Here is a 20082-nt window from a genome sequence, read left to right as displayed (position 1 = left end):
AATCATTAAAAGTGTTATACGATTTAGCGACTAAGCCAATAAAGATATTACAAATCTCGCTTTTTTAATAATCTATACGATAAAAAGATAAATACCGCTGTCCAAGCTAAAACGATAACGATTTCATACCAATGCACTGCAAAATCGTATAAAAAGTTTTGTCCGTTAGGTGCTTTCGAAATGGCAATCCTTTGGAAAGGTTGATCGATAAGATTCCACATCGACTGTAAGGGCATAAAATTATGAATGCTCCATGCCACGTCGCTATTGACTTGCCAGTTTATAATTCCGAAGATAATCCATTCTAAAATGAAAAGTACAAATAGAAATGCCAAGGCAAAAGCAGAACGTTTAACAAGCATCCCTAAAAATAAGCACAGACTAAAGAATCCAACAAGTTTAATGAAATAGGCAAGTAAGAATTCAATATCTCTAAAAATCAAGCTCACTTCACTAATACTAGAATAATACAAACCTATACATAGTGTAATGATAAATATTAAAAGAGTTGCAATAGCTGAGAAAAAGATAATGGTATAGAATTTAGATAAAATAAATTCCTTTTTACTCAAGCCATCAATAAGGTTTTGTTTAATGGTTTTGTTGCTGTATTCGTTACCAATCATACTCACTACGACGATGGCAAAAAAGAATTTAAACTGTGCGGCAAAAAAGGTTACAATATGCCAAACTACAGGAAAATTAAATAAACCATAATGTCCTAGTTCTAAGGTAAACCAATTGAAAAAATTGATTCTTAACGACGATAGAATAAGTACGAAAAACGGTAAAATAAAGGATATGAAAATAAGAACCTTACTCGACTTATTTAGGAGTAATTTTTGAAGTTCTAGTTGTAATAATCTTAACATGGTGGTTGATTTTTTTGATGACCTAAAGCCCAAAGCTTTAGTTGTTTTTTGACCCTTTGATTTGCTTCAGGGTAAATTGATGATTTTAAGCCTCTTTATTATCGGTTAATTGTAAGAATTGTTCTTCTAAACTTTCCTTACGTTTCACCAGATGTGATAAAATAATACCTTTTTCAAACATTAGTTTATTAAAGGTTTTAGCATCCATGGGTTCATTTAAAAACGCAGTGATTAAGGCGCCTTCAACTTTAATGCTTCCAAATGAGGTATCGTTTTCCAGTATAGAAATGAGTGCTTCCTGGTTATCCGATTTTAATTCGAAAAAGCCATGACTAGAAATCATCTCATCAACACGACCAGAATACAGTTTTTCACCTTTTCTTAAAACGACCACATGAGTACATACTTTTTCAACTTCATCGAGTAGGTGAGACGCTAAAAGAATCGTAGTTCCAGTATTAGCAATGTCTTTTATGATTTGCCTAATTTGATGAATACCTTGAGGATCTAAGCCATTAGTAGGTTCGTCTAAAATGAGTATTTCAGGATCATTTAGTAGTGCCGACGCAATGGCCAGACGTTGCTTCATCCCTAAAGAATAGGTGCGGAATTTATGATCTTTTCGGTCTAAGAGTCCAACAACTTCCAGTTTTTCTAAGATTTTACTTTCATCGACACCTTTAATTCTGCATACAAGTTTTAAGTTTTGCTGAGCAGTCATGTAAGGGTAAAAGTTTGGGCGTTCAATGATAGCGCCAACTTTTTTGAGAGCATCATGTGTTGAAGTGTGACCGTCAAACCAATGGAAGTTACCTTCGGTTTTATTGACCACATTTAAAACAATACCAAGCGTTGTCGATTTTCCGCTTCCGTTTGGTCCTAAAATACCGTAAACATTGCCTTTATTTATCGTAAAGGATAAATCTTTGACAGCAGTGAGGTACCCAAATTTTTTGGTGAGATTGTTAATGGTTAAAATTGATTCCAAAATTTGATTGATTTTTTCCACGGAAAGCTTTCCGCAGTGGTTGATTACAAATACGACGAAAGAAATGATTTATTGTTACAAAGTAAATTGGAAAATGGTAAATTAGAGCTTATTTTAACCGTATGGATGATTTAAAAATTTCGAAGAAGAAACCTTCTTTTCCTGTTTCTGAAAAACTCAACAACTATTTACAGGAGTATAATAGAACTATTAGGCTGCCCATATTTTATGATGATTTATTGCGATTTCAAGGAGCTGTTGTAGTTTATGATAAGAATGATGAAGATACGCTTTGGGTACGTGTGTATTACAATGAATTTGAACGGGAAGAAATCGATTTAAGCCTGAAACGCGTGTATTCAAATTTGATTTCTGATGGGAATGAAACTATTTTTAAATACTTAAATATTGATGCGATTGACTTCTGTACGTTTGGAAACTCTAAACCTTTTCGGGTTAAAGTTCGAAATATACTCAACGACAACTATACGTATTTCTATGTTAAAAAAGCAGATGCGTCACGTATTTACGGCTTAGAACTGGAGCATATGTTATCACCTTATAACCTTAATTTTTTAGTCTATAAGGATACCATAATCGAAGAACATATTGCAGGTATTCCAGGTGATGAATTTATTAAAAATATGCTTCCTGAGTGCAATGCCATGGAAAAAGCTCAAATTGCTAAAGAGTTTATTAAGTTTAATGAGCGCTGTATGATTCGGCTCTTAGGCGATATGCGTTCTTATAACTATGTTATCGTACCAACGCATGATTTTGATCATGTGGTATTTAAGATTAGAGCCATTGATTTTGATCAGCAATGCTACGAAGGAAAATTAAATATTTACAGGCCTCAGTTTTTTAAAGAAAATTTTAAAATGGTCGAATTGGTTAGAGATAAAATTCAGAAAGAATCCGTAGATCAATATAAAATTGAAGAACGCTCTATCATTGTACGTCGAATGATAAGTTACCAAGACCGAATAGGTGAACTATTAGATTGCATGCAGAATGACACCATTTCTATTGAAAAATATATAGCGATATTAAAAGAAGATATTTATCAATATACTTTAGATATGGAATTTAGAAAAAGTACATCTATGGGAGAAATTCTTAAAAACGCTTTAGAATTTGTCAAACGAAATTACCAAGGCATTAATATGAATAATTTTACTTAAAACAGACGTTGGTTTATGCCAACATCATTTTTAAGACCAATACTGTAATAATAGTATTCACGATTAGTCGTAAGGTTTTTGTTTTGGTATTTACGACTGTTATATAGAGCAATACAAGACTTAAAAAACCAGCAACGATGAGCAGTTGTGCCAGTTCAATACCAACATTAAAGCCTAATAACGGAATCACAATAGACTCGTCATCAAATAGCATTCTTTTGATATAGTTTGAAAACCCAAGTCCGTGAATTAAGCCAAAAGCCAATAAAATAATATAGGTGGTGGTGAGTTGTACTTTTGATGTTTTATCACTAATGAGCACCCAGAAATTACTAGCACAACTCAATAAAATGGTAATAGGGATTAAGAGTTCGACAAAATCAGAATTAATCTCAACGAGGTCTAAACCAGATAAAAACAAAGTGAGACAGTGGCCTAAGGTGAACGCTGTAACTAGTCCGAGAATTTTTTTCCAGTCTTTAAAAGCATACAGTAAACAAAAGGAGATGATAAAGTAGAAGTGATCCAGACCTTCGGGATCTAAAATGTGATTGACCCCTTCTTCTAAATAAAACCAAAAGTCTGTCATTGAACGTCTCTATTAATTCCAGTTTTCGTCAAAATCAAGATTATCGTAATCATCGATATCTAAATCATCATCAAACTCATTAAAATTGTCATCAAAACTTTCCGATTCAAAGGCTTTTTCTGGAGCTTTATCAGGAATTTGACCATGAACAAACATAAGGTTTGGGTAATCTGTACCTTCAGCTTCATCGACAATCTCAGCAAGTTCCACAAAAAACGTCCACATACTCAAAAAGTCATAGACATAAATTAACTTGGTTTGCGCTTCATGTACAACATCGTTAAGCACAGTTTCATTCATGGTTCTCACCTTATCAGGACCTTCACTAACGTCAAACATAGAAATTTCTTCGCCTTGTTCCCAAGTATCATTACTTATGTAGAACGACGCCATCTCTAGTCCGTCAAATCCAAAAGATTGTGTAATGCTATTGTGCAAATCTTCGAGAGAATCGGTTTCACGAATTTCAATATCTCTAAATATATCGTCTTCAGTATCGTTATCGAGTATGACTCTAAATCTGTAAATCATTGTAATTATTTAAGCTGCAAAGATACGACTAATGTACAAATAAACTTTTAAGTTAGAACTGCTTTTTTATGCCGACTTTCGAGATAAATGTAAAACTGTATTCCAAACATTATCAGCGCGATAACCAAATGTATTGGTTGCGATAAGAACGGGAAATCAAAGTAATACATGGCTATTCCTGAGATGATTTCAGCAAAAATACAAAGCATTAAAAGGTTGATTTTATGATAACCTAATCCCAGTTTTCTAGTTCTAAAAAACAGCCATCCGTTGATGAAAACAACTAAGACCGAAAAACTTCGATGAATGTAAAACTTAAGTGTTGGATCTGCCATCCATTGGGATTTTATATACCCAATATCTTTGATGCGTTCATCAATATGCTGTCGAATTTGGGTGCCGAGAATAATTTGAGCCAGTGAGAGTAAAAGCGCTACTATTATTACATTTCTAAATGCAGGATCAAAAATTTGCTTACTAAACTTTAGTTTGGATGCGTAGATAAGGTATAAAATCATGGCTACAATCACCATAGCCATTACCATATGAATGGTAATTTTATAAGGCGCCAGATTAGAATCAACAACCGTTTTTCCTAACCATGCCTGAAACCCCATACCAATCACTGTGGCGATTGATAATAGCGTTAACCATTTGTTTTTTTGCCAAAGCCAAAAGGATATAATTGTAAAAATAAGTATTGGGATACCTGATAAAGCACCAGTTAGCCTGTTAATGTATTCTACCCAAGTATGCGTTGGGTTAAAGGTGGCATAATCATGTTTTGTATAAGTTTCCCAGTTGTTGAGATTGATGTTTTCTGCGGATTTAAAATCTTTTGTAGCAACCAATAAGGCTTCGTCTTTGATGATTACAATCCCTTTTTTATAAGCATGGTTGGGTTTAAATTCTAGCTGAGAGCTTTCGGTTGGCGGAATGTAATATCCGAAGCATTTAGGCCAGTCGGGACAGCCCATACCAGAACCTGTCATACGCACTACAGCTCCAGCAATGATAACCAGATAGACCAGAACTAATGCTGTTTTTGCAAATTTTCTGAATGTTTTTTGCATCGTTATATCAGTTTTTCAAAACACAAACTATTAGCCATATGTTTGTACTGACCATAATTTGGAATGATTGAATAGTTATTTTTTTTATAAAATTGAACAGCCTCTATTTGTCGTTTTCCAGTTTCTAAAATACAAGTTGAATAGTTCAATTCTGAAGCCCAGGATTCTAATGCGTTTAAAATGGTTGTCGCAATTCCCAAACCACGTGTTTCAGGTTTTGTATACATCCGTTTAATTTCTACACTTGATTTGTCAAAGGTTTTAAAGGCACCACAACCTACAGCGATTCCGTTTTGGTACGCGACAATAACATGATCAAGGACGTCTATGTTGTTATACTGATTGTAAAACTCATGTTCATCACCATCGGTCGTTTTTAAATAGGCATCGAGCGCTTCGACCAAATCTATAAAGTCTGTATTTTTAGAATCTGTTCTTAGCGTTGTAATCATAATTAATGACTTACTTTTAGTCCTAACCGTTTACCTTCTTTAAGCATTAATTGGTACGCAGCATCGTATTCATTTGGAATATCTCCTTCCAGTATGGCTTCTTTTATAGATTCTTTAATCTGTCCGATTTCACGTGAAGGTTTTAGTCCGAAGGTTTTCATAATTTCTTCACCAGAAATTGGCGGCTGAAAGTTGCGTACGTGATCACGAGCTTCAACTTCTTCAATTTTTTTACGTACAATTTTAAAATTGTTGTGGTATTTGTTGAATTTCTTCGGATTTTTAGTTGTGATATCAGCCTCACATAAGGTCATTAAATCGTCAACATAATCGCCAGCATCAAATACCAGGCGTCTCACTGCAGAATCGGTTACAATATCCTGAGCCAAAACGATTGGTCGCGAGCTCATAAAAACCATTTTTTGAACAAACTTCATCTTGTCATTTAAGGGCATTTTGAGACGTTTGAATAAATGGTACACCATTTTAGCACCTTCAAACTCATGCGCATGAAATGTCCAGCCTACTTTTTTACTGAATTTTTTAGTAGGTGCTTTTCCAATATCGTGTAACAAAGCCGCCCAGCGTAGCCAAAGGTTATCTGTGTGCTTCGCAATATTATCAACCACTTCTAAGGTGTGGTAAAAATTATCTTTATGGGTTTGTCCTTCAACTTCATCAATGCCTTTTAAAGCTGTTAACTCAGGAAGAATGTGTTTTAGGAGTCCAGTGTTTTCTAAATGTAAAAATCCGATAGATGGTTTGTCGCTTTCAAGAATTTTATTCAATTCGACTACAATACGTTCGTTGGTTATAATTTTTAGGCGCTCGTTGTTTTTAGAAATAGCATTTAAAGATGACGCTTCAATGGTAAAGTTAAGCTGAGTCGCAAAACGAATAGCACGCATCATTCGCAGAGGGTCATCACTGTAAGTAATCTCTGGATCTAATGGCGTACGAATCACTTTAGCTTCTAAATCACGAATCCCATTAAATGGATCTAGTAAATTTCCGAAGTGAGCTTCAGATAAGTTGAGAGCCATAGCGTTAATGGTAAAATCGCGTCGATTTTGATCGTCTTGAAGTGTCCCATTTTCAACAACCGGATTTCGGCTGTCTTCAGAATAAGATTCTTTACGCGCTCCAACAAATTCGATATCCATATCATCATAGCGAAGCATGGCTGTTCCGTAGGTTTTAAACACCTGAACTTTAGGTTGGTCAGGTAAATTTTTAGAAACCTGTTTGGCTAATGCAATGCCGCTTCCAATAGCGACAATATCAATGTCTTTATGCTCGCCACGATCTAAAATATAATCACGAACAAAACCACCAATCACATAACTATCGATACCTAATTGTTTGGCAGATTGCGATACAATTTCAAAAATTGGATGTGTGAGTGCTTGTTTGTAATTCATTTTTTACGAGACAAAACGAGCTTTTATGCTCTAATAATTTTGACGATTCCATCATTTCCTAATTTAATAATCGATGACGGTTTTGTGTCTTTTTTTTGGTCTTGCAAATTTACGACATAGTCTACACCTTTTAAAATATCATCACTTATTTCTTCAAAGGATTTTGGTGTTGGTTGTCCGCTAATATTTGCCGAAGTAGAAACCAATGGTTTTCGTAAGAGTCTGATAAGTTGTTCACAAAACGAATGTTTCACAATTCTGATAGCTAAGGTGTTGTCATTAGCGATTAAGTTTTCGGCTACACCTGCAGGATTATCGTAAATAATGGTTGTAGGTTGTATGGCAACATCCAGAATATCGTAAGCGATAGGCGGTACAGTATCGACATGCTTTTCCAGCATGCTATAATTGTTCACAAGGCAAATAAGAGCTTTAGAATCATCGCGCTGTTTAAGCTTATAAATCTTCTTTACGGCTTCATAATTGCTCGCATCACAGCCAATACCCCAGACTGTATCTGTAGGGTAGAGAATGAGACCACCTTTTTTAAGCGTTTTATACGCATGTTCCACTTCGAGATGTAAATCTTCGTTACGCATTATGTGTTTAATATGTTTTGGTAATAAGCGATTGATTTTTGAATCATGATATCTTTAGTAAATGAATCTAGGACTTGTTCTCTGGCATTTTTTGAAATGCGTTTTTTTTCTTCGGAATCGGTAAACATACGACTAATATATTTGATGTAATCCTCTTGAGACTCTGCGATAAAGCCATTTTCATTTGTGGTGATAATTTCTTTGAATGCCGGAATGTTAGATGCAATAACTGGTTTTCCAAGCGCCATAGATTCGGTTACAATTAATCCAAAAGTTTCATTACGAGACGGAAATACCAAAACACTCGCTTGGTTTAAAAGATCTGGAAGTTCTTCAAGCTGCTTCGGTCCATGATAGCTCATATTTTGCAGTGCTTTTTTTGATAAGACATGCTGTTTTAAATGGTCTAAAAATTCCGAACCTCTTCCAATTAAGTGTAAAGTCGCTTTTGGGAATGCTTCGATAAGAGTATTAAATACCTGACATAGCGTATCTACACCTTTTGCTTCGGAAAGCGTTCCGAAGTAGAACACCGATTGTTCCATTTCACTAAGGTTCAAATTTGGAGAAAATAGTTTGGCGTCAATTCCGTTCGGAATAATTTTATCAATTTTGATATTATAGATGTCTTTGACAGCCTGAGCCGAAAAGGCTGAAACAGCAACAGTATAGGGCGTATTTTCGAGTGCTAATTGCTCCATGAAAATTTTATGTACTTCTTTCTTGGCACCTAAATAGTGATGCCAGAAACCACGAGACCCATGAAACCGTATCACAAGCGGAGTAGAGTTGTCCCAAAACGCAGTAAAACCATTAAAGACAAACGATTCTATGATGTCAATATCGTTTTTAACGCAATAGGTTTTGAGTTGTTTGGCTAGGTATTGTCGTTCTTTTTTTAAGAAATAACGCTCCGCATTTTTGATATTTAGTGTTCCGCTGAGCGATCTCAAAAATTCGGAAAGTGGAAATTGCTTGGAGTATTTTTTTAAGAATTTGAAAGTAATACCTTCATCATTAAAATTCACAGGACGTTTTGAAAATCCAAAAACATGAACCTCATGACCAAGTTTTGTCATGCCTTCAGCCATTGTTTTTAAAAATGACCCAACACCACCACTTGCAGGAAGTTGGGAATGTGAATACTCATTGGTAAAGAATACTATTTTCATAAACGCTATCGCTTATAATTTTGTGCCACCTCTTTTAAGGCTTCATAGAATTTTTGAGAAATTACAGCTTTTGTAAAGTTATCTTTTAAATGCTGATAGCCATTATTAACAAGTTCTTTTTGAAGATTCTCATTATTAATTAATAGCTCGACTTTATCAGCAAAATCAACAGGATTGCCAACTTCGGCTAGAAGTCCTGTTTTATTATCGACAATCACTTCAGGAATACCGCCAGCGTTAGCCGCAACAATAGGAACTTTACAAGCGTAAGATTCTAGTAAAACACCTCCTGTAGGTTCGTTGTTTGACGTAAACATAAAAAGGTCAAATTCTGGGAGTAAGTCCGGAATGTCTTTTCTAAAACCTGCAAAAATAATATGGTCATTTAAATGTTTATCTGCGACATACTTTTTGATATCCTCTTCTAATTCGCCAATACCAACCAAAATATATTTGGCTTTAACAGCTTGACGTTTAACTAATAGTTCAACTGCATCAACCCAAGTGTAATGGTCTTTAAAACCTGTAAAAGCTGCTATATTTCCTATGATTTTATAATCTTTAGGAATATTAAATTGCTCGTGAAGCATGCCGTTTGGGGCTTGCTTTTTAAATTTTTCTAGATCGGTAACGCTTCCAATAATACTTAATTTATGATGATCTTTTACCGCAAATTTTAAGACATCAACAACCGCTTGTGATACACACAGAATTTTTTTAATGCCTTTATAATTGTATTTCCATTTACGAAGCGCATTAGTGTCAACACGTCTTATTAATGTTCTACACAAGACTAATGGTGCTGGCATCTTATAAAACTTATGCGATAAAACCGCTAAAGTATGAGCTGTGCTATTGTGCATCAACACCACATCAATGTCTTTTTCTTTTACAATTTTTGAAAGTTGTTTTGCGAATTTAAAGTCGTATTCCGATTTAAAATCAAAGCCGATAACCTGCATGCCTTTTTCCTTGGCAACCTCATAGATAGGTGTATTGTTTGCACAAACAATATACTGATCTTCAAAGGTGTTGTTATCTCTGTAGGCTTCATAGAGATAAATAATTTTTTGTTCATGACCTCGCCAAACAGGTGAAGCAGTGATTTGCAATAATTTCATGAATTGTGTTGATAGAACTATTATATGTACAAAGTAACCAAAAAAAGAATTAACAAGTCTAGTCCGTTTGAGTTCAATTTATAAATGTTGTAGTTTTGCGCTAATGAAATCAAAAACACATATGACCACCTCATTAATCATTTCAACCTATAATTGGAAAGAAGCTTTGGAGTTGGTACTTAAAAGTGTGTTGCGACAAACGATAATGCCTTTAGAAATTGTTATCGCAGATGATGGTTCTAAAGCAGATACCAAAGCGCTTATTGATGATTTTAAAACCAGATTTGACATTCCTTTACACCATGTTTGGCAAGAAGATCAGGGCTTTAGAAAATCGATGATTATTAATAAGGCCGTGGCTAAGGCAGCAGGTGATTATATCATTCAGGTAGATGGCGATTGCATCATGCATCCAGCGTTTATTAAAGATCATTTGCGTTATGCTAAGCCTGGCGTTTATTTGTCGGGAAGCCGCGTTTCGATTAAAGAGTCCTACTTAAAATCGGTATTTGAGAAGCAAAAAATCAGGTATCATTTCTTTTCAAAAGGACTAAAAAAAAGAGGACGTGCATTACATTTACCTTGGCTAAGTAGGTTTTATAAGGAAAGTGATGGATTCAACTTAAAAAACAGAGGCTGTAATATGTCTTTTACCAAAGCAGATTTTATTGCAGTTAATGGTTATAATGAAGATTTTGAAGGTTGGGGAAGGGAAGATTCTGAATTAGGAAGACGTTTTCATAACTATGGATTATTAAATCGCAGACTGAAAAATATTGCGATAATTTACCATATTTATCATTATGAAAAACCTAAAGATAAATTAGAAGAAAACCATCAAATGGAAGTTAATGCAGTTACAAATAAAACCGTTTGGTGCGAACACGGTATTGATAAATACTTAAGTGATAAGAACTAAAAACATACCCGATAATTATAAGCAACATGAAGCTTTTCTAGATGATATCATTCATAATTATGATACCAAAGGAGAAGACTTTGGGAATCAGGATCGCAATGCTCTCAAGTTATTTCAACTGGAAGCAACGACACTTAATGTGAAGTCGTTTAGAATTCCGAATCTAGTGAATCAAATTGCCTATAAATTTTTCAGAAAAAGTAAAGCACAGCGTTCTTTTGAGTATGCTAATAAATTAACACAGCTAGGAATTGGCACACCGCAACCTGTAGCGTTCTACGAATTTAAAACCTGGTTTTTATTTAAGAAAAGTTATTACATCAGTGAGCAATTAGACTGTGATTTGACCTATCGGGAACTTACAACAGATTTTAACTATCCAGAGCACGAGCATATCCTGAGGTCATTTACAAGGTTTACCTATCAACTCCATGAGCAAAATGTTCATTTTCTCGATCATTCGCCAGGAAATACCTTGATTAAGAAAAATAGCGAAGGTATTTATGATTTTTATTTAGTGGATTTAAACCGAATGGTATTCAAGCCCTTAGATTTTGAAACCCGAATTAAAAATTTCGCAAAGTTAACCACACACAAATGGATGGTTGAGATTATGAGTGACGAATACTCCAAATGCTTGGGTGATGCAAGTTCTGATAAAATCTTTAAAATGATGTGGGCTTATACTGAAGAGTTTCAAAACCGTTACCATCGGAAAAAGCGTCTTAAAAATAAAATTTTATTTTGGCGTCGACGCCAGTAATTGTTCCAGTGCTTTGTATCTGTAAAATACGCCATAAGCATTAAGCGTGCAAAGAGTATAACCTTCTTTACCATCTAAAAATCCTAATCTAAAAACGTAGTTCGTTAAGAATTTATAGGCTGGTTTGATATAAAAATGGAACCCATTGGGACGTTTGCCTTTTTTTAATAATTCGTGAGCTTTTAATAATCCGTAATGTTCCGTTTTTTTCTTGTAGCTTTCATAATCGCTGAACGAATAATGTAACATATCATGCTTTAACACCTTAAATGTTCCTTTAAAATCTAGAAGCTCATGCACCAATTTGTCTTCGCGATACTTGGTCACTCCTTTTTTGAATAAACGAAAAACGCGATCGGTTTGCAAACCGCTAAATCGCATGGTTTTGCCATTAAATATAAAGCGCCTCGGAATTTTAAAAGCTTCTATGCCAGAGTTATGTTTCACAGTGTCAATAATTTCGTTTTGAGATTCTGGGGTGAGGCGTTCATCGGCATCGATAAAGAAAATCCATTCAGAATTAGCTTGACTTATCGCATAGTTACGTTGATCGGCAAAGTTTTTAAATTCACGCAAAATAACTTTAACATTGGGCATTTCAGATAATTTTTCAAACGTACCATCGGTACTATGAGAATCTACTACAATAATTTCATCAGCAAAAGCAACAGAAGCAATCGCCTCTTCAATGTGATTTATTTCATTGTAGGTAATCATCAATGCCGATATGTGAGTCTTCGTTGTATTCAAATTGAAATTAAGAAAGCGTTTAATGCGTAAAAATAACTATTTTTGAACCAATGAAACCCATAGATACTTCAGTAATTATTAGCACATATAATAGCCCATTATGGTTAGAAAAAGTGTTGTGGAGCTTTGAGCAGCAAACCTTCAGAGATTTTGAAATTGTTATTGCAGATGATGGTTCAGGAAATGCCACCAAAACCTTGATTGAACGTATGCAAAGAGAGGTGAGTTATCCTATTCAGCATATTTGGCATGAGGATAATGGCTTCCAAAAAACCATTATTTTGAATAAGGCAACTGTAGCTTCCAAAGGCCATTATCTTGTCTATACCGATGGTGATTGTATGGCTAGAGCCGATTTTTTACAAGTACATATCGATAGAAGGGAAGTGGGTTACTTTTTATCTGGAGGCTATTTTAAATTACCAATGGCCATTAGTGAGCGCATTACAAAAGACGATATAAAAACACAACGTTGTTTTGATATTAAATGGTTGAAAGCTCACGGACTTCAAGCGTCGTTCAAAAACAATAAAATTACAGCCAAGGGTTTGAAGCAAAAGCTCTTAAATGCACTCACGCCAACAACAGCAACCTGGAATGGACATAATGCTTCCGGCTATAAAAAAGACATTATTGCAGCCAATGGTTATGATGAACGTATGCAGTATGGCGGTGAAGATCGCGAGTTAGGAGAGCGTTTATTTAATGCAGGAATCAAAGCCAAGCAAATACGTTATAGTGCTATCTGTTTGCATTTAGATCATGAACGTGGTTATGTAAAGCCTGAAATGATTGAAAAAAATCTAAAAATTAGAGCGACGACCAAAACAGATAAAGTGATACGAACTCCTTTTGGTATTGAAAAACTTTAAAACTGTTGTAAGTAGGTTTTTAACTTCGGAATAATTAATTCTGGTGGAAAAGATTGATAGAGTGAAAATACATCACCCTTCATTTGTTTCAACGATTTTCCTTCGTATAATTCGGGTTTTACATCAATTAAATGAATCGAAACATTGGTGGTATCATTGTCAAACATATTCCAGGCTTCTTTCAGGATCCAAGGAGAAAAAATTGTAAACGTCGGAATATTCAATGCTTTTGCCATATTTACTGCGCCTCCTTCGTTACCAATTAGAGCTGTACAATGGTGTGTGATACTGAGAAATTCACGCAGACTTTTTCCGAAGACATCAAAAAAGATATGAGGCTTTGTTTCTGCTTTTGTAAAGTTGTAAACAGTTTGTGCCTCATGTATTTGGTTTGGAATGTAATTGAATAAAATTTGCCCTTCGGTCTGTCCAACAATTACATCAATCAAATCGGCCATGTGAGGCAACGGATAGGTTTTGTTTTCGCCACTTCCCAATACGCTAATCATAAATAAGGGTTTAGATAAATCAATCTTGGAGTCGATTAACACCTGTTTTGAAGTCTTGATTTCTGCTTCAGTAAGATATACTTTAGGCTGCAGTTTTATAGGAATGTTTTCACATAAAGGCTGTAATAACTGTAATCTGTTTTCTACGGCTAAGCCAGCATTTGTATTAGGGATTTTAGCGTCTTTAAATGTATGGGTGTAGTAGTGAGATGTGTACCATTTTTTCTTGGAAATTTTTATTTTAGCTCCTGAAAATTTGGTCATGAGGTTACTCGAAAATTTGGAGTAAACATCTATAACGGCATCGTATTTTTCTTTTTTGATTTGGTTTAAAAAAGTTAAAAATTTAGCCTTATTGGATTCAATTTCGGGCGTAACAAATAAGAATTTATCAATAAACGGATTATTTTCAACCACAGGATAGGTGTGCGAATTAATCACATAATGCAATTTAGCCTCTGGATGTTCGGCTTTTAGCGCTTGAAACAAGATGCTTGTGGTGAGCACATCACCAATCATTTTTTGTTGGATGATTAAAATTTTCAAACGCTAGATTGTTGTTTTATTAATAGGTAGCAGATGCTAAATGCTTCATTACACTGCTACATCATATTCTCGTAACGCATCGTTAAGCGATGTTTTTTTATTGGTACTTTCTTTACGTTTTCCAATGATTAAAGCACAAGGAACATTGAACTCTCCTGCAGGAAATTTTTTCTTATAACTTCCAGGAATCACTACCGAACGTTCAGGAACTCTTCCTTTCATTTCAACGGGTTCATCACCAGTAACGTCAATAATTTTTGTACTCATGGTAAGTACAACATTAGCGCCTAAAACAGCTTCTTTTTCTACACGAACACCTTCCACAACAATACATCTGGAACCAATAAAAGCGCCATCTTCAATAATCACAGGAGCCGCTTGTAAAGGTTCTAAAACACCGCCAATGCCTACACCTCCAGAAAGATGAACATCTTTACCAATTTGAGCGCAACTACCAACAGTGGCCCAGGTATCTACCATGGTGCCTTCGTCTACATAAGCACCAATATTAACATAGCTTGGCATTAAAATAGTTCCGGGAGAAATATAAGCGCCATGTCGTGCCACCGCATTTGGTACAACACGAATGCCTTTCTTTTGGTAATCTCGCTTAAGCGGAATTTTATCATGATATTCAAAAATACCCGCTTCAAGAGTTTCCATTTTTTGAATCGGGAAATAGAGTACAACGGCTTTTTTTACCCATTCATTGACTTGCCATCCATCAGCTGTTGGTTCGGCAACTCTCAAGGTGCCTTCATCTAATAAATCGATGACACTTCTTATACTGTCTATTGTCACTTGGTTTGTGAGTAATGAACGATCATTCCAAGCGTTTTCTATATTTTGTTGTAGTTGTTTCATGTTGATTTTTACTTGCTATTGGTACAAAGATAAGCCTATAATTTGTTTGAGTAAATTCAGAATTAAGAAAAAATAAAAAAAAGATGTGACCTATAAAAAAAAGACGTGTCTTAATTAATGTGAATTATTATTATTCAAGCATGTTCCCTAAAATTTTGCTTGAACCTTTAATAATTAATAGCTAATTTTTGTGAAAACCCTCCTTCTCCCTTAGGAGGGTTTTCTATTTTAAAATTGATGTGACTTAACACAAATTGTTGTGTCTAACTATTTGGTTTTAAATCAATAATAACGATAGCCCTATATACCCTTTTTAATATAATAGCAAGATTAAACCTTTCCGCGTCCCAGGAAAGGTTTTTTTATTTTTTAAAATTTTATGTGACTTTTAAAAAAATGTGGTGTCTTAATAATATAACATGACCTGTTTAAGGTAGAGGGTGAACAGTTTCATGATTTAATTAATAGTTGATTATTTTAAGACTCTTCTTTAACCTAACAAAGAAGAGTTTTTTTATGGTCTTAGGTTAGCTAAACAAGATTATAAGATTAACTTTGCAGCATGGCGCGAATTTTAGCTTTAGACTACGGAACAAAACGAACAGGTATTGCTGTTACAGACGAATTGCAAATTATTGCATCCGGATTAACAACTGTACCTACAAAAGAATTGTTGTCATTTTTAGAGCAGTATACTTCTGAAGAGCAGGTCGAATTATTTGTAGTTGGAGAGCCTAAACAAATGAATTATGAAGCTTCTGAAAGTGAGCTGTCTATAACTAAGTTTTTAGCGCAATTAGCAAAGCGTATTCCTCATATTCCTATTAAACGAGTAGATGAACGCTTTACTTCAAAAATGGCGTTTCAAACCATGATTGATAGCGGTCTCAAAAAAAAGCAACGTCAAGATAAGGCTTTGGTTGATGAGATTAGTGCCACAATTATATTGCAAAGTTATTTATATAATCGCTCTTAATTCCATCTTAAAACTTCTCAAATAATAATAAGAATCGTATTTTTGCATCCGAAAATTACAAAAGCATGATATTACCAATTGTTGCCTATGGCGACCCCGTTTTAAGAAAAAAAGCAGAACCTATTACTAAAGATTATCCTAATCTTGATACGCTTATTGAGAATATGAAGGAGACCATGTATGGTGCTTATGGTGTTGGTTTGGCGGCACCTCAAATTGGTTTGCCTATACGCTTGTTTTTAGTGGATACAGAACCGTTTTCTGAAGACGAAGTGTATACTGAAGAAGAACAAGATGCGTTGAAAAATTTTAACCGCGTCTTTATTAATGCTGAAATTTTAGAGGAAGAAGGTGATGAATGGGCTTTCAATGAAGGTTGTTTGAGTATTCCAGATGTGAGAGAAGATGTGTTTAGACAACCCAAAGTGACTATTAAATATCAAGATGAAAACTTTAAAACCCATACCGAAGTTTTTGAAGGATTAATCGCCAGAGTGGTTCAGCATGAATACGATCATATTGAAGGTATTCTATTTACTGATAAACTATCATCATTAAAAAAGCGTTTAATTAAAGGGAAATTGGCTAATATTTCCAAAGGAAAAATAACAGCAGATTACAGAATGCGTTTTCCATTACAAAAAAAGAAACGTTAATACTGAAAAAATAATACTATGAGCTTAGATAAAATACTTTCCATTTCAGGAAAACCTGGATTATATAAAATTGTAGCACAAACACGTAATGGTTTTGTTGCCGAATCTTTAATCGACCAAAAAAAGATGGCTGTCAATATTCACAATAACATAAGTGTTTTGAGTGAAATAGCGGTGTACACTTTAACCGAAGAATTGCCTTTAAGAGAGGTGTTTAAAAAGATTAAAGCTAAAGAAAATGCCCAACAAACTGCGATAAGTCATAAAGATTCTAAAGATACGCTTGAAGAATATTTCTTTGAAGTATTACCAGATTATGATGAAGATCGTGTGTATGCTAGTGATATCAAAAAGATTGTACAATGGTACAATTTACTACAAAAACATGATATGCTAGATGCTTTAGATGAAGGGGAACCTGTTACTGCCGACGAGGAAGAATAAACCACGTTGATAGATTGTTCATATTAATTTACGTTCAGAACTTCGCTCTGAGCCTTAGAATTGTATTTTTGAGTTTTAAATACAAAATGGAATTACAATATGTCCGATAAAACGCAACAACTCCAAGCTTTTGAACGCCTGCTTATCATAATGGATGAATTGCGAGAGCAATGTCCTTGGGATAAAAAGCAAACCCTACAATCACTACGTCACCTTACCATTGAAGAAGTTTATGAGCTTGGTGATGCCATATTAGATAATGATTTAGATGAGGTAAAAAAGGAACTGGGCGATGTATTACTCCATATTGTGTTTTATTCAAAAATAGGAAGCGAAACTAAGGCTTTTGATATCGCAGATGTTTGCCATAGTATTTGTGATAAACTCATAGACCGTCATCCGCATATTTACGGAGATGTTACAGTAAATAATGAAGACGACGTTAAGCGCAACTGGGAACAACTAAAACTTAAAGAAGGTAAAAAAAGCGTGCTTGAAGGCGTTCCTAAAAGTTTACCTGCAATGGTGAAAGCTAACCGAATTCAAGATAAAGTGGCTGGCGTAGGTTTTGATTGGGAAGAGCCACATCAGGTATTTGAAAAAGTGAAAGAAGAATTAGGAGAATTACAGGAAGAAGTAAACCTAGGTGAGCAGGACCGAATCGAAAGTGAGTTTGGTGATGTCTTGTTTTCTATGATTAATTATGCACGATTTTTAAAGATTGATCCTGAGAGTGCTCTCGAACGTACCAATAAAAAATTCATTAAAAGGTTTCAGTATTTAGAACAAAAATCTAAAGATTTAGAAAAACCTCTATCTGAGATGACGCTAGAGCAGATGGACGTTTTCTGGGAAGAAGCCAAAAAAATATAATTTTTTTTAGCGCTTTGTAATCCAAACAGAGCAAATCACTCGTATATAAATCAACATAGAAACTAACACAGTTTCTAAATCATAAGTAGGTAATCTTAATGTAGTAGTTAAGCGGACGCATTAAGGTTTAAAATTTAGTTTAGTTAGGGGTAAAATCCTGTTTGTTTATTCAGACAGGATTTTATTATTTCTGAAAGTCTGACAAACATCTTGTTTCCATTTTAATATTTATTTATAACACAAAAATGATATTGAAATTTGTATAATTCTAAAATGTAAAGTATATTTGTCATATAGTAAAAATAATTTTACTTAATATAAAATATATTTGTCAGTTATGGGAAAGCAGAATTATATAGAATGCGAAAGAAAAGGCTTAGAACGGTTGATTAATTTCAGATTGCCGCAATACTTTTATACGGTAGGAATGGTAATCACGGGATTGTCAATAGTAATGATGTTTGTCCGTGCTTTTGCCATCCAAGGTGATACCGACTGGTTAAAACTTCTCTTACAGAAGACGCTTTTGATTGGCATGTTACTTATGTCGGTCGCCAGAGATAAAAATGAAGATGAGATGATTGTGAAATTAAGAATGCAATCTTACACCTATGCATTTGTGGTTGGTGTAATTTACGCTTTGGTGATGCCTTATGTCAACTATGGTGTTTCAAATGTACTAAAACCAGAAGGCGAAGCATTTCATGATATAGGCGATTTTCAATTATTATTGTTTATCCTCATGATCCAACTGTTATGTTTCCATACTTTAAAACGTATGAGATAATGGAAAATACAATAAAAGTAGAGCGCGCCATTTTGAATTTAACTCAGGATGATCTGGCAAAAAAAATTGGGGTTTCTCGTCAAACCATAAATTCAATCGAAGCCAACAGATACGTGCCCTCTACCGTTTTGGCACTAAAACTTTCTGAAGTATTTGGAAAACCAGTAAATACCTTTTTTAAATTGTCAGACGATGATTAAACTCACATTCTTTTTTATAATCGTAATCCTCTTTATTCTAATATATCTTATTGAACTGTAACAATTTATACCAAACATGGTCTATATTGTATAAATAAGCTGTAATAATGAAGATATTGTCCAAAGGTGAGTATTATGGTAGTATGAAATCTGAACAGAAATGCCATGATGTCATCCTTTCAGAATACAACTATTTGATTCCTAAAACAGATTGGCACTATCATGAAAATCCTTATTTGATGTACGTTTTGCAAGGTGATTTGTATGACGTCAACAAAAAAGCGACAACCACTTGTGGTTCTGGAAGTTTGTTTTTTTACAATTGGGATGAACCTCATTTTAACGCCATGCATTCAACTTCAGCTAAGGGCTTTCATATTGAGTTTGATAGGCAATGGTTTAAAAACAAACAGCTGGATGCCAACTTATGGGAAGGAAGTCGGTTAATTCAGCACCCTGACCTTCATCATATTATGGCTAAGTTGTATTTTGAATTTAAATGTCGTGATATTTATTCAGATGTTTCTATTGAATTACTGCTCTTACAGCTCTGTGAAGGAATTGATGCCATTCATATTATAAAGACTATAGATGAGCCTCTGTGGATTTCAAAACTCAAGGAAATACTCCATCAAAATAGTCATGATTTAAACTTAAAATCACTCTCAGAAGCACTAGATGTACATCCTGCTCACATTTCTAGAGCGGTACCTCAATATTTAAAAACAACCTTAGGCGATTATATAAGAAGGCATAAAGTTAAGCAGGCTATAGGCTATTTGATGAATTCAAATTTGTCTTTAACAGACATCACCTATCGATGTGGGTTTTCAGATCAAAGCCATTTCACTCGCTTGTTTAAACTATATATAGGCATGACGCCCAAGCAGTATAAAAATAAAATGGGATGATGTTAATATC

Annotated in this window: 25 protein-coding genes; 12 read left to right on the top strand and 13 right to left on the bottom strand. The window is 34.5% G+C overall.

All coding sequences use genetic code 11. The features are described from left to right. Positions 1-47: 47 nt before the first annotated feature. Entirely contained in the window at positions 48-872 is an 825-nt protein-coding gene (locus N4270_RS12525; RefSeq protein WP_260097588.1) for an ABC transporter permease, read from the bottom strand. Between the two features lie 85 nt (positions 873-957). Further along, entirely contained in the window at positions 958-1860 is a 903-nt protein-coding gene (locus tag N4270_RS12520) for an ABC transporter ATP-binding protein (RefSeq protein ID WP_260097587.1), read from the bottom strand. Positions 1861-1863: 3 nt separating this feature from the next. Between N4270_RS12520 and N4270_RS12515 the strand changes: the two genes are divergently transcribed. Next, positions 1864-1995, top strand: a complete 132-nt coding sequence (locus N4270_RS12515) for a hypothetical protein (protein ID WP_260097584.1) — start codon at positions 1864-1866, stop codon at positions 1993-1995. Further along, complete coding sequence (locus tag N4270_RS12510; RefSeq protein WP_260097583.1) at positions 1983-3044, top strand: hypothetical protein; 1062 nt, start codon at positions 1983-1985, stop codon at positions 3042-3044. The genes N4270_RS12515 and N4270_RS12510 overlap by 13 nt, the downstream gene beginning before the upstream one ends. Positions 3045-3057: 13 nt before the next feature. Here N4270_RS12510 and N4270_RS12505 read toward each other — a convergent pair whose 3' ends face one another. From N4270_RS12505 to N4270_RS12470, 8 genes are read right to left on the bottom strand one after another with little or no spacing between them, the layout of a single operon-like run. Next, positions 3058-3633 carry a HupE/UreJ family protein gene (locus N4270_RS12505; protein ID WP_260097582.1) on the bottom strand — a complete coding sequence of 192 codons (576 nt, stop codon included), beginning with the start codon at positions 3631-3633 and terminating at the stop codon, positions 3058-3060. Between the two features lie 12 nt (positions 3634-3645). After that, positions 3646-4164 carry a plasmid pRiA4b ORF-3 family protein gene (locus N4270_RS12500; protein WP_260097581.1) on the bottom strand — a complete coding sequence of 173 codons (519 nt, stop codon included), beginning with the start codon at positions 4162-4164 and terminating at the stop codon, positions 3646-3648. Between the two features lie 47 nt (positions 4165-4211). Beyond that, positions 4212-5237 (bottom strand): heme A synthase, encoded by a 1026-nt coding sequence (locus N4270_RS12495; RefSeq protein WP_260097580.1) that lies wholly within the window; start codon positions 5235-5237, stop codon positions 4212-4214. A 2-nt stretch (positions 5238-5239) separates the two neighbouring features. Further along, a complete protein-coding gene (locus tag N4270_RS12490; RefSeq protein WP_260097579.1) occupies positions 5240-5689 on the bottom strand; it encodes a GNAT family N-acetyltransferase in 450 nt (149 codons plus the stop codon). A 2-nt stretch (positions 5690-5691) separates the two neighbouring features. Next, positions 5692-7110, bottom strand: coding sequence for a CCA tRNA nucleotidyltransferase (locus N4270_RS12485; protein WP_260097578.1), 1419 nt, complete (start codon positions 7108-7110; stop codon positions 5692-5694). Positions 7111-7133: 23 nt separating this feature from the next. Continuing rightward, a complete protein-coding gene (locus tag N4270_RS12480) occupies positions 7134-7709 on the bottom strand; it encodes an L-threonylcarbamoyladenylate synthase (RefSeq protein WP_260097577.1) in 576 nt (191 codons plus the stop codon). Further along, entirely contained in the window at positions 7709-8881 is a 1173-nt protein-coding gene (locus N4270_RS12475) for a glycosyltransferase family 4 protein (protein ID WP_260097576.1), read from the bottom strand. Before N4270_RS12475 ends, N4270_RS12480 begins: the two co-directional genes overlap by 1 nt. Positions 8882-8886: 5 nt before the next feature. Further along, positions 8887-10002, bottom strand: a complete 1116-nt coding sequence (locus N4270_RS12470; RefSeq protein ID WP_260097574.1) for a glycosyltransferase family 4 protein — start codon at positions 10000-10002, stop codon at positions 8887-8889. A 103-nt stretch (positions 10003-10105) separates the two neighbouring features. Here N4270_RS12470 and N4270_RS12465 point away from each other — a divergent pair, with 103 nt between their 5' ends. Further along, positions 10106-10921, top strand: a complete 816-nt coding sequence (locus tag N4270_RS12465) for a glycosyltransferase family 2 protein (RefSeq protein WP_260097572.1) — start codon at positions 10106-10108, stop codon at positions 10919-10921. Beyond that, entirely contained in the window at positions 10908-11684 is a 777-nt protein-coding gene (locus N4270_RS12460) for a lipopolysaccharide kinase InaA family protein (RefSeq protein ID WP_367399961.1), read from the top strand. The genes N4270_RS12465 and N4270_RS12460 overlap by 14 nt, the downstream gene beginning before the upstream one ends. Here the strand turns inward: N4270_RS12460 and N4270_RS12455 are convergent. Further along, positions 11661-12401 (bottom strand): glycosyltransferase family 2 protein, encoded by a 741-nt coding sequence (locus N4270_RS12455; RefSeq protein WP_260097571.1) that lies wholly within the window; start codon positions 12399-12401, stop codon positions 11661-11663. The two genes, N4270_RS12460 and N4270_RS12455, sit on opposite strands and share 24 nt — an antisense overlap. Before the next feature lie 83 nt (positions 12402-12484). Here N4270_RS12455 and N4270_RS12450 point away from each other — a divergent pair, with 83 nt between their 5' ends. Continuing rightward, positions 12485-13306 carry a glycosyltransferase family 2 protein gene (locus N4270_RS12450; protein ID WP_260097569.1) on the top strand — a complete coding sequence of 274 codons (822 nt, stop codon included), beginning with the start codon at positions 12485-12487 and terminating at the stop codon, positions 13304-13306. On the opposite strand, the gene N4270_RS12445 is transcribed toward N4270_RS12450, so the two are convergent. Continuing rightward, complete coding sequence (locus N4270_RS12445) at positions 13303-14361, bottom strand: glycosyltransferase family 9 protein (RefSeq protein ID WP_260097567.1); 1059 nt, start codon at positions 14359-14361, stop codon at positions 13303-13305. The genes N4270_RS12450 and N4270_RS12445 overlap by 4 nt on opposite strands. 48 nt (positions 14362-14409) lie before the next feature. Further along, complete coding sequence (locus tag N4270_RS12440) at positions 14410-15225, bottom strand: 2,3,4,5-tetrahydropyridine-2,6-dicarboxylate N-succinyltransferase (RefSeq protein WP_260097565.1); 816 nt, start codon at positions 15223-15225, stop codon at positions 14410-14412. 562 nt (positions 15226-15787) lie between these two features. On the opposite strand from N4270_RS12440, the gene ruvX reads away from it, so the two are divergent. From ruvX to N4270_RS12405, 7 genes are all read left to right on the top strand, one after another. After that, positions 15788-16201, top strand: a complete 414-nt coding sequence (gene ruvX, locus N4270_RS12435) for a Holliday junction resolvase RuvX (RefSeq protein WP_260097564.1) — start codon at positions 15788-15790, stop codon at positions 16199-16201. A 65-nt stretch (positions 16202-16266) separates the two neighbouring features. Beyond that, entirely contained in the window at positions 16267-16857 is a 591-nt protein-coding gene (def, locus tag N4270_RS12430; RefSeq protein ID WP_260097563.1) for a peptide deformylase, read from the top strand. Positions 16858-16875: 18 nt separating this feature from the next. Next, positions 16876-17301 carry a DUF5606 domain-containing protein gene (locus tag N4270_RS12425; protein WP_260097562.1) on the top strand — a complete coding sequence of 142 codons (426 nt, stop codon included), beginning with the start codon at positions 16876-16878 and terminating at the stop codon, positions 17299-17301. 99 nt (positions 17302-17400) lie between these two features. Then, positions 17401-18174 (top strand): nucleoside triphosphate pyrophosphohydrolase, encoded by a 774-nt coding sequence (gene mazG, locus N4270_RS12420; protein WP_260097560.1) that lies wholly within the window; start codon positions 17401-17403, stop codon positions 18172-18174. A 454-nt stretch (positions 18175-18628) separates the two neighbouring features. Further along, on the top strand, positions 18629-18961 hold the full coding sequence (locus N4270_RS12415; RefSeq protein WP_260097558.1) for a hypothetical protein: 333 nt from the start codon (positions 18629-18631) through the stop codon (positions 18959-18961). Continuing rightward, positions 18961-19161 (top strand): helix-turn-helix transcriptional regulator, encoded by a 201-nt coding sequence (locus tag N4270_RS12410; protein ID WP_260097556.1) that lies wholly within the window; start codon positions 18961-18963, stop codon positions 19159-19161. The genes N4270_RS12415 and N4270_RS12410 overlap by 1 nt, the downstream gene beginning before the upstream one ends. 107 nt (positions 19162-19268) lie before the next feature. After that, the gene (locus N4270_RS12405; protein ID WP_260097555.1) at positions 19269-20072 is read left to right on the top strand and encodes a helix-turn-helix transcriptional regulator; all 804 of its coding nucleotides are present in this window, start codon (positions 19269-19271) and stop codon (positions 20070-20072) included. Positions 20073-20082: the final 10 nt, after the last annotated feature.

It is taken from the genome of Psychroserpens sp. SPM9 (genome assembly GCF_025153525.1).
In the GTDB taxonomy this organism is placed as follows: Bacteria; Bacteroidota; Bacteroidia; order Flavobacteriales; family Flavobacteriaceae; genus Psychroserpens.
Note: the sequence above shows the minus strand (reverse complement) of the source record. Positions and strands in the feature narration are given on the sequence as shown.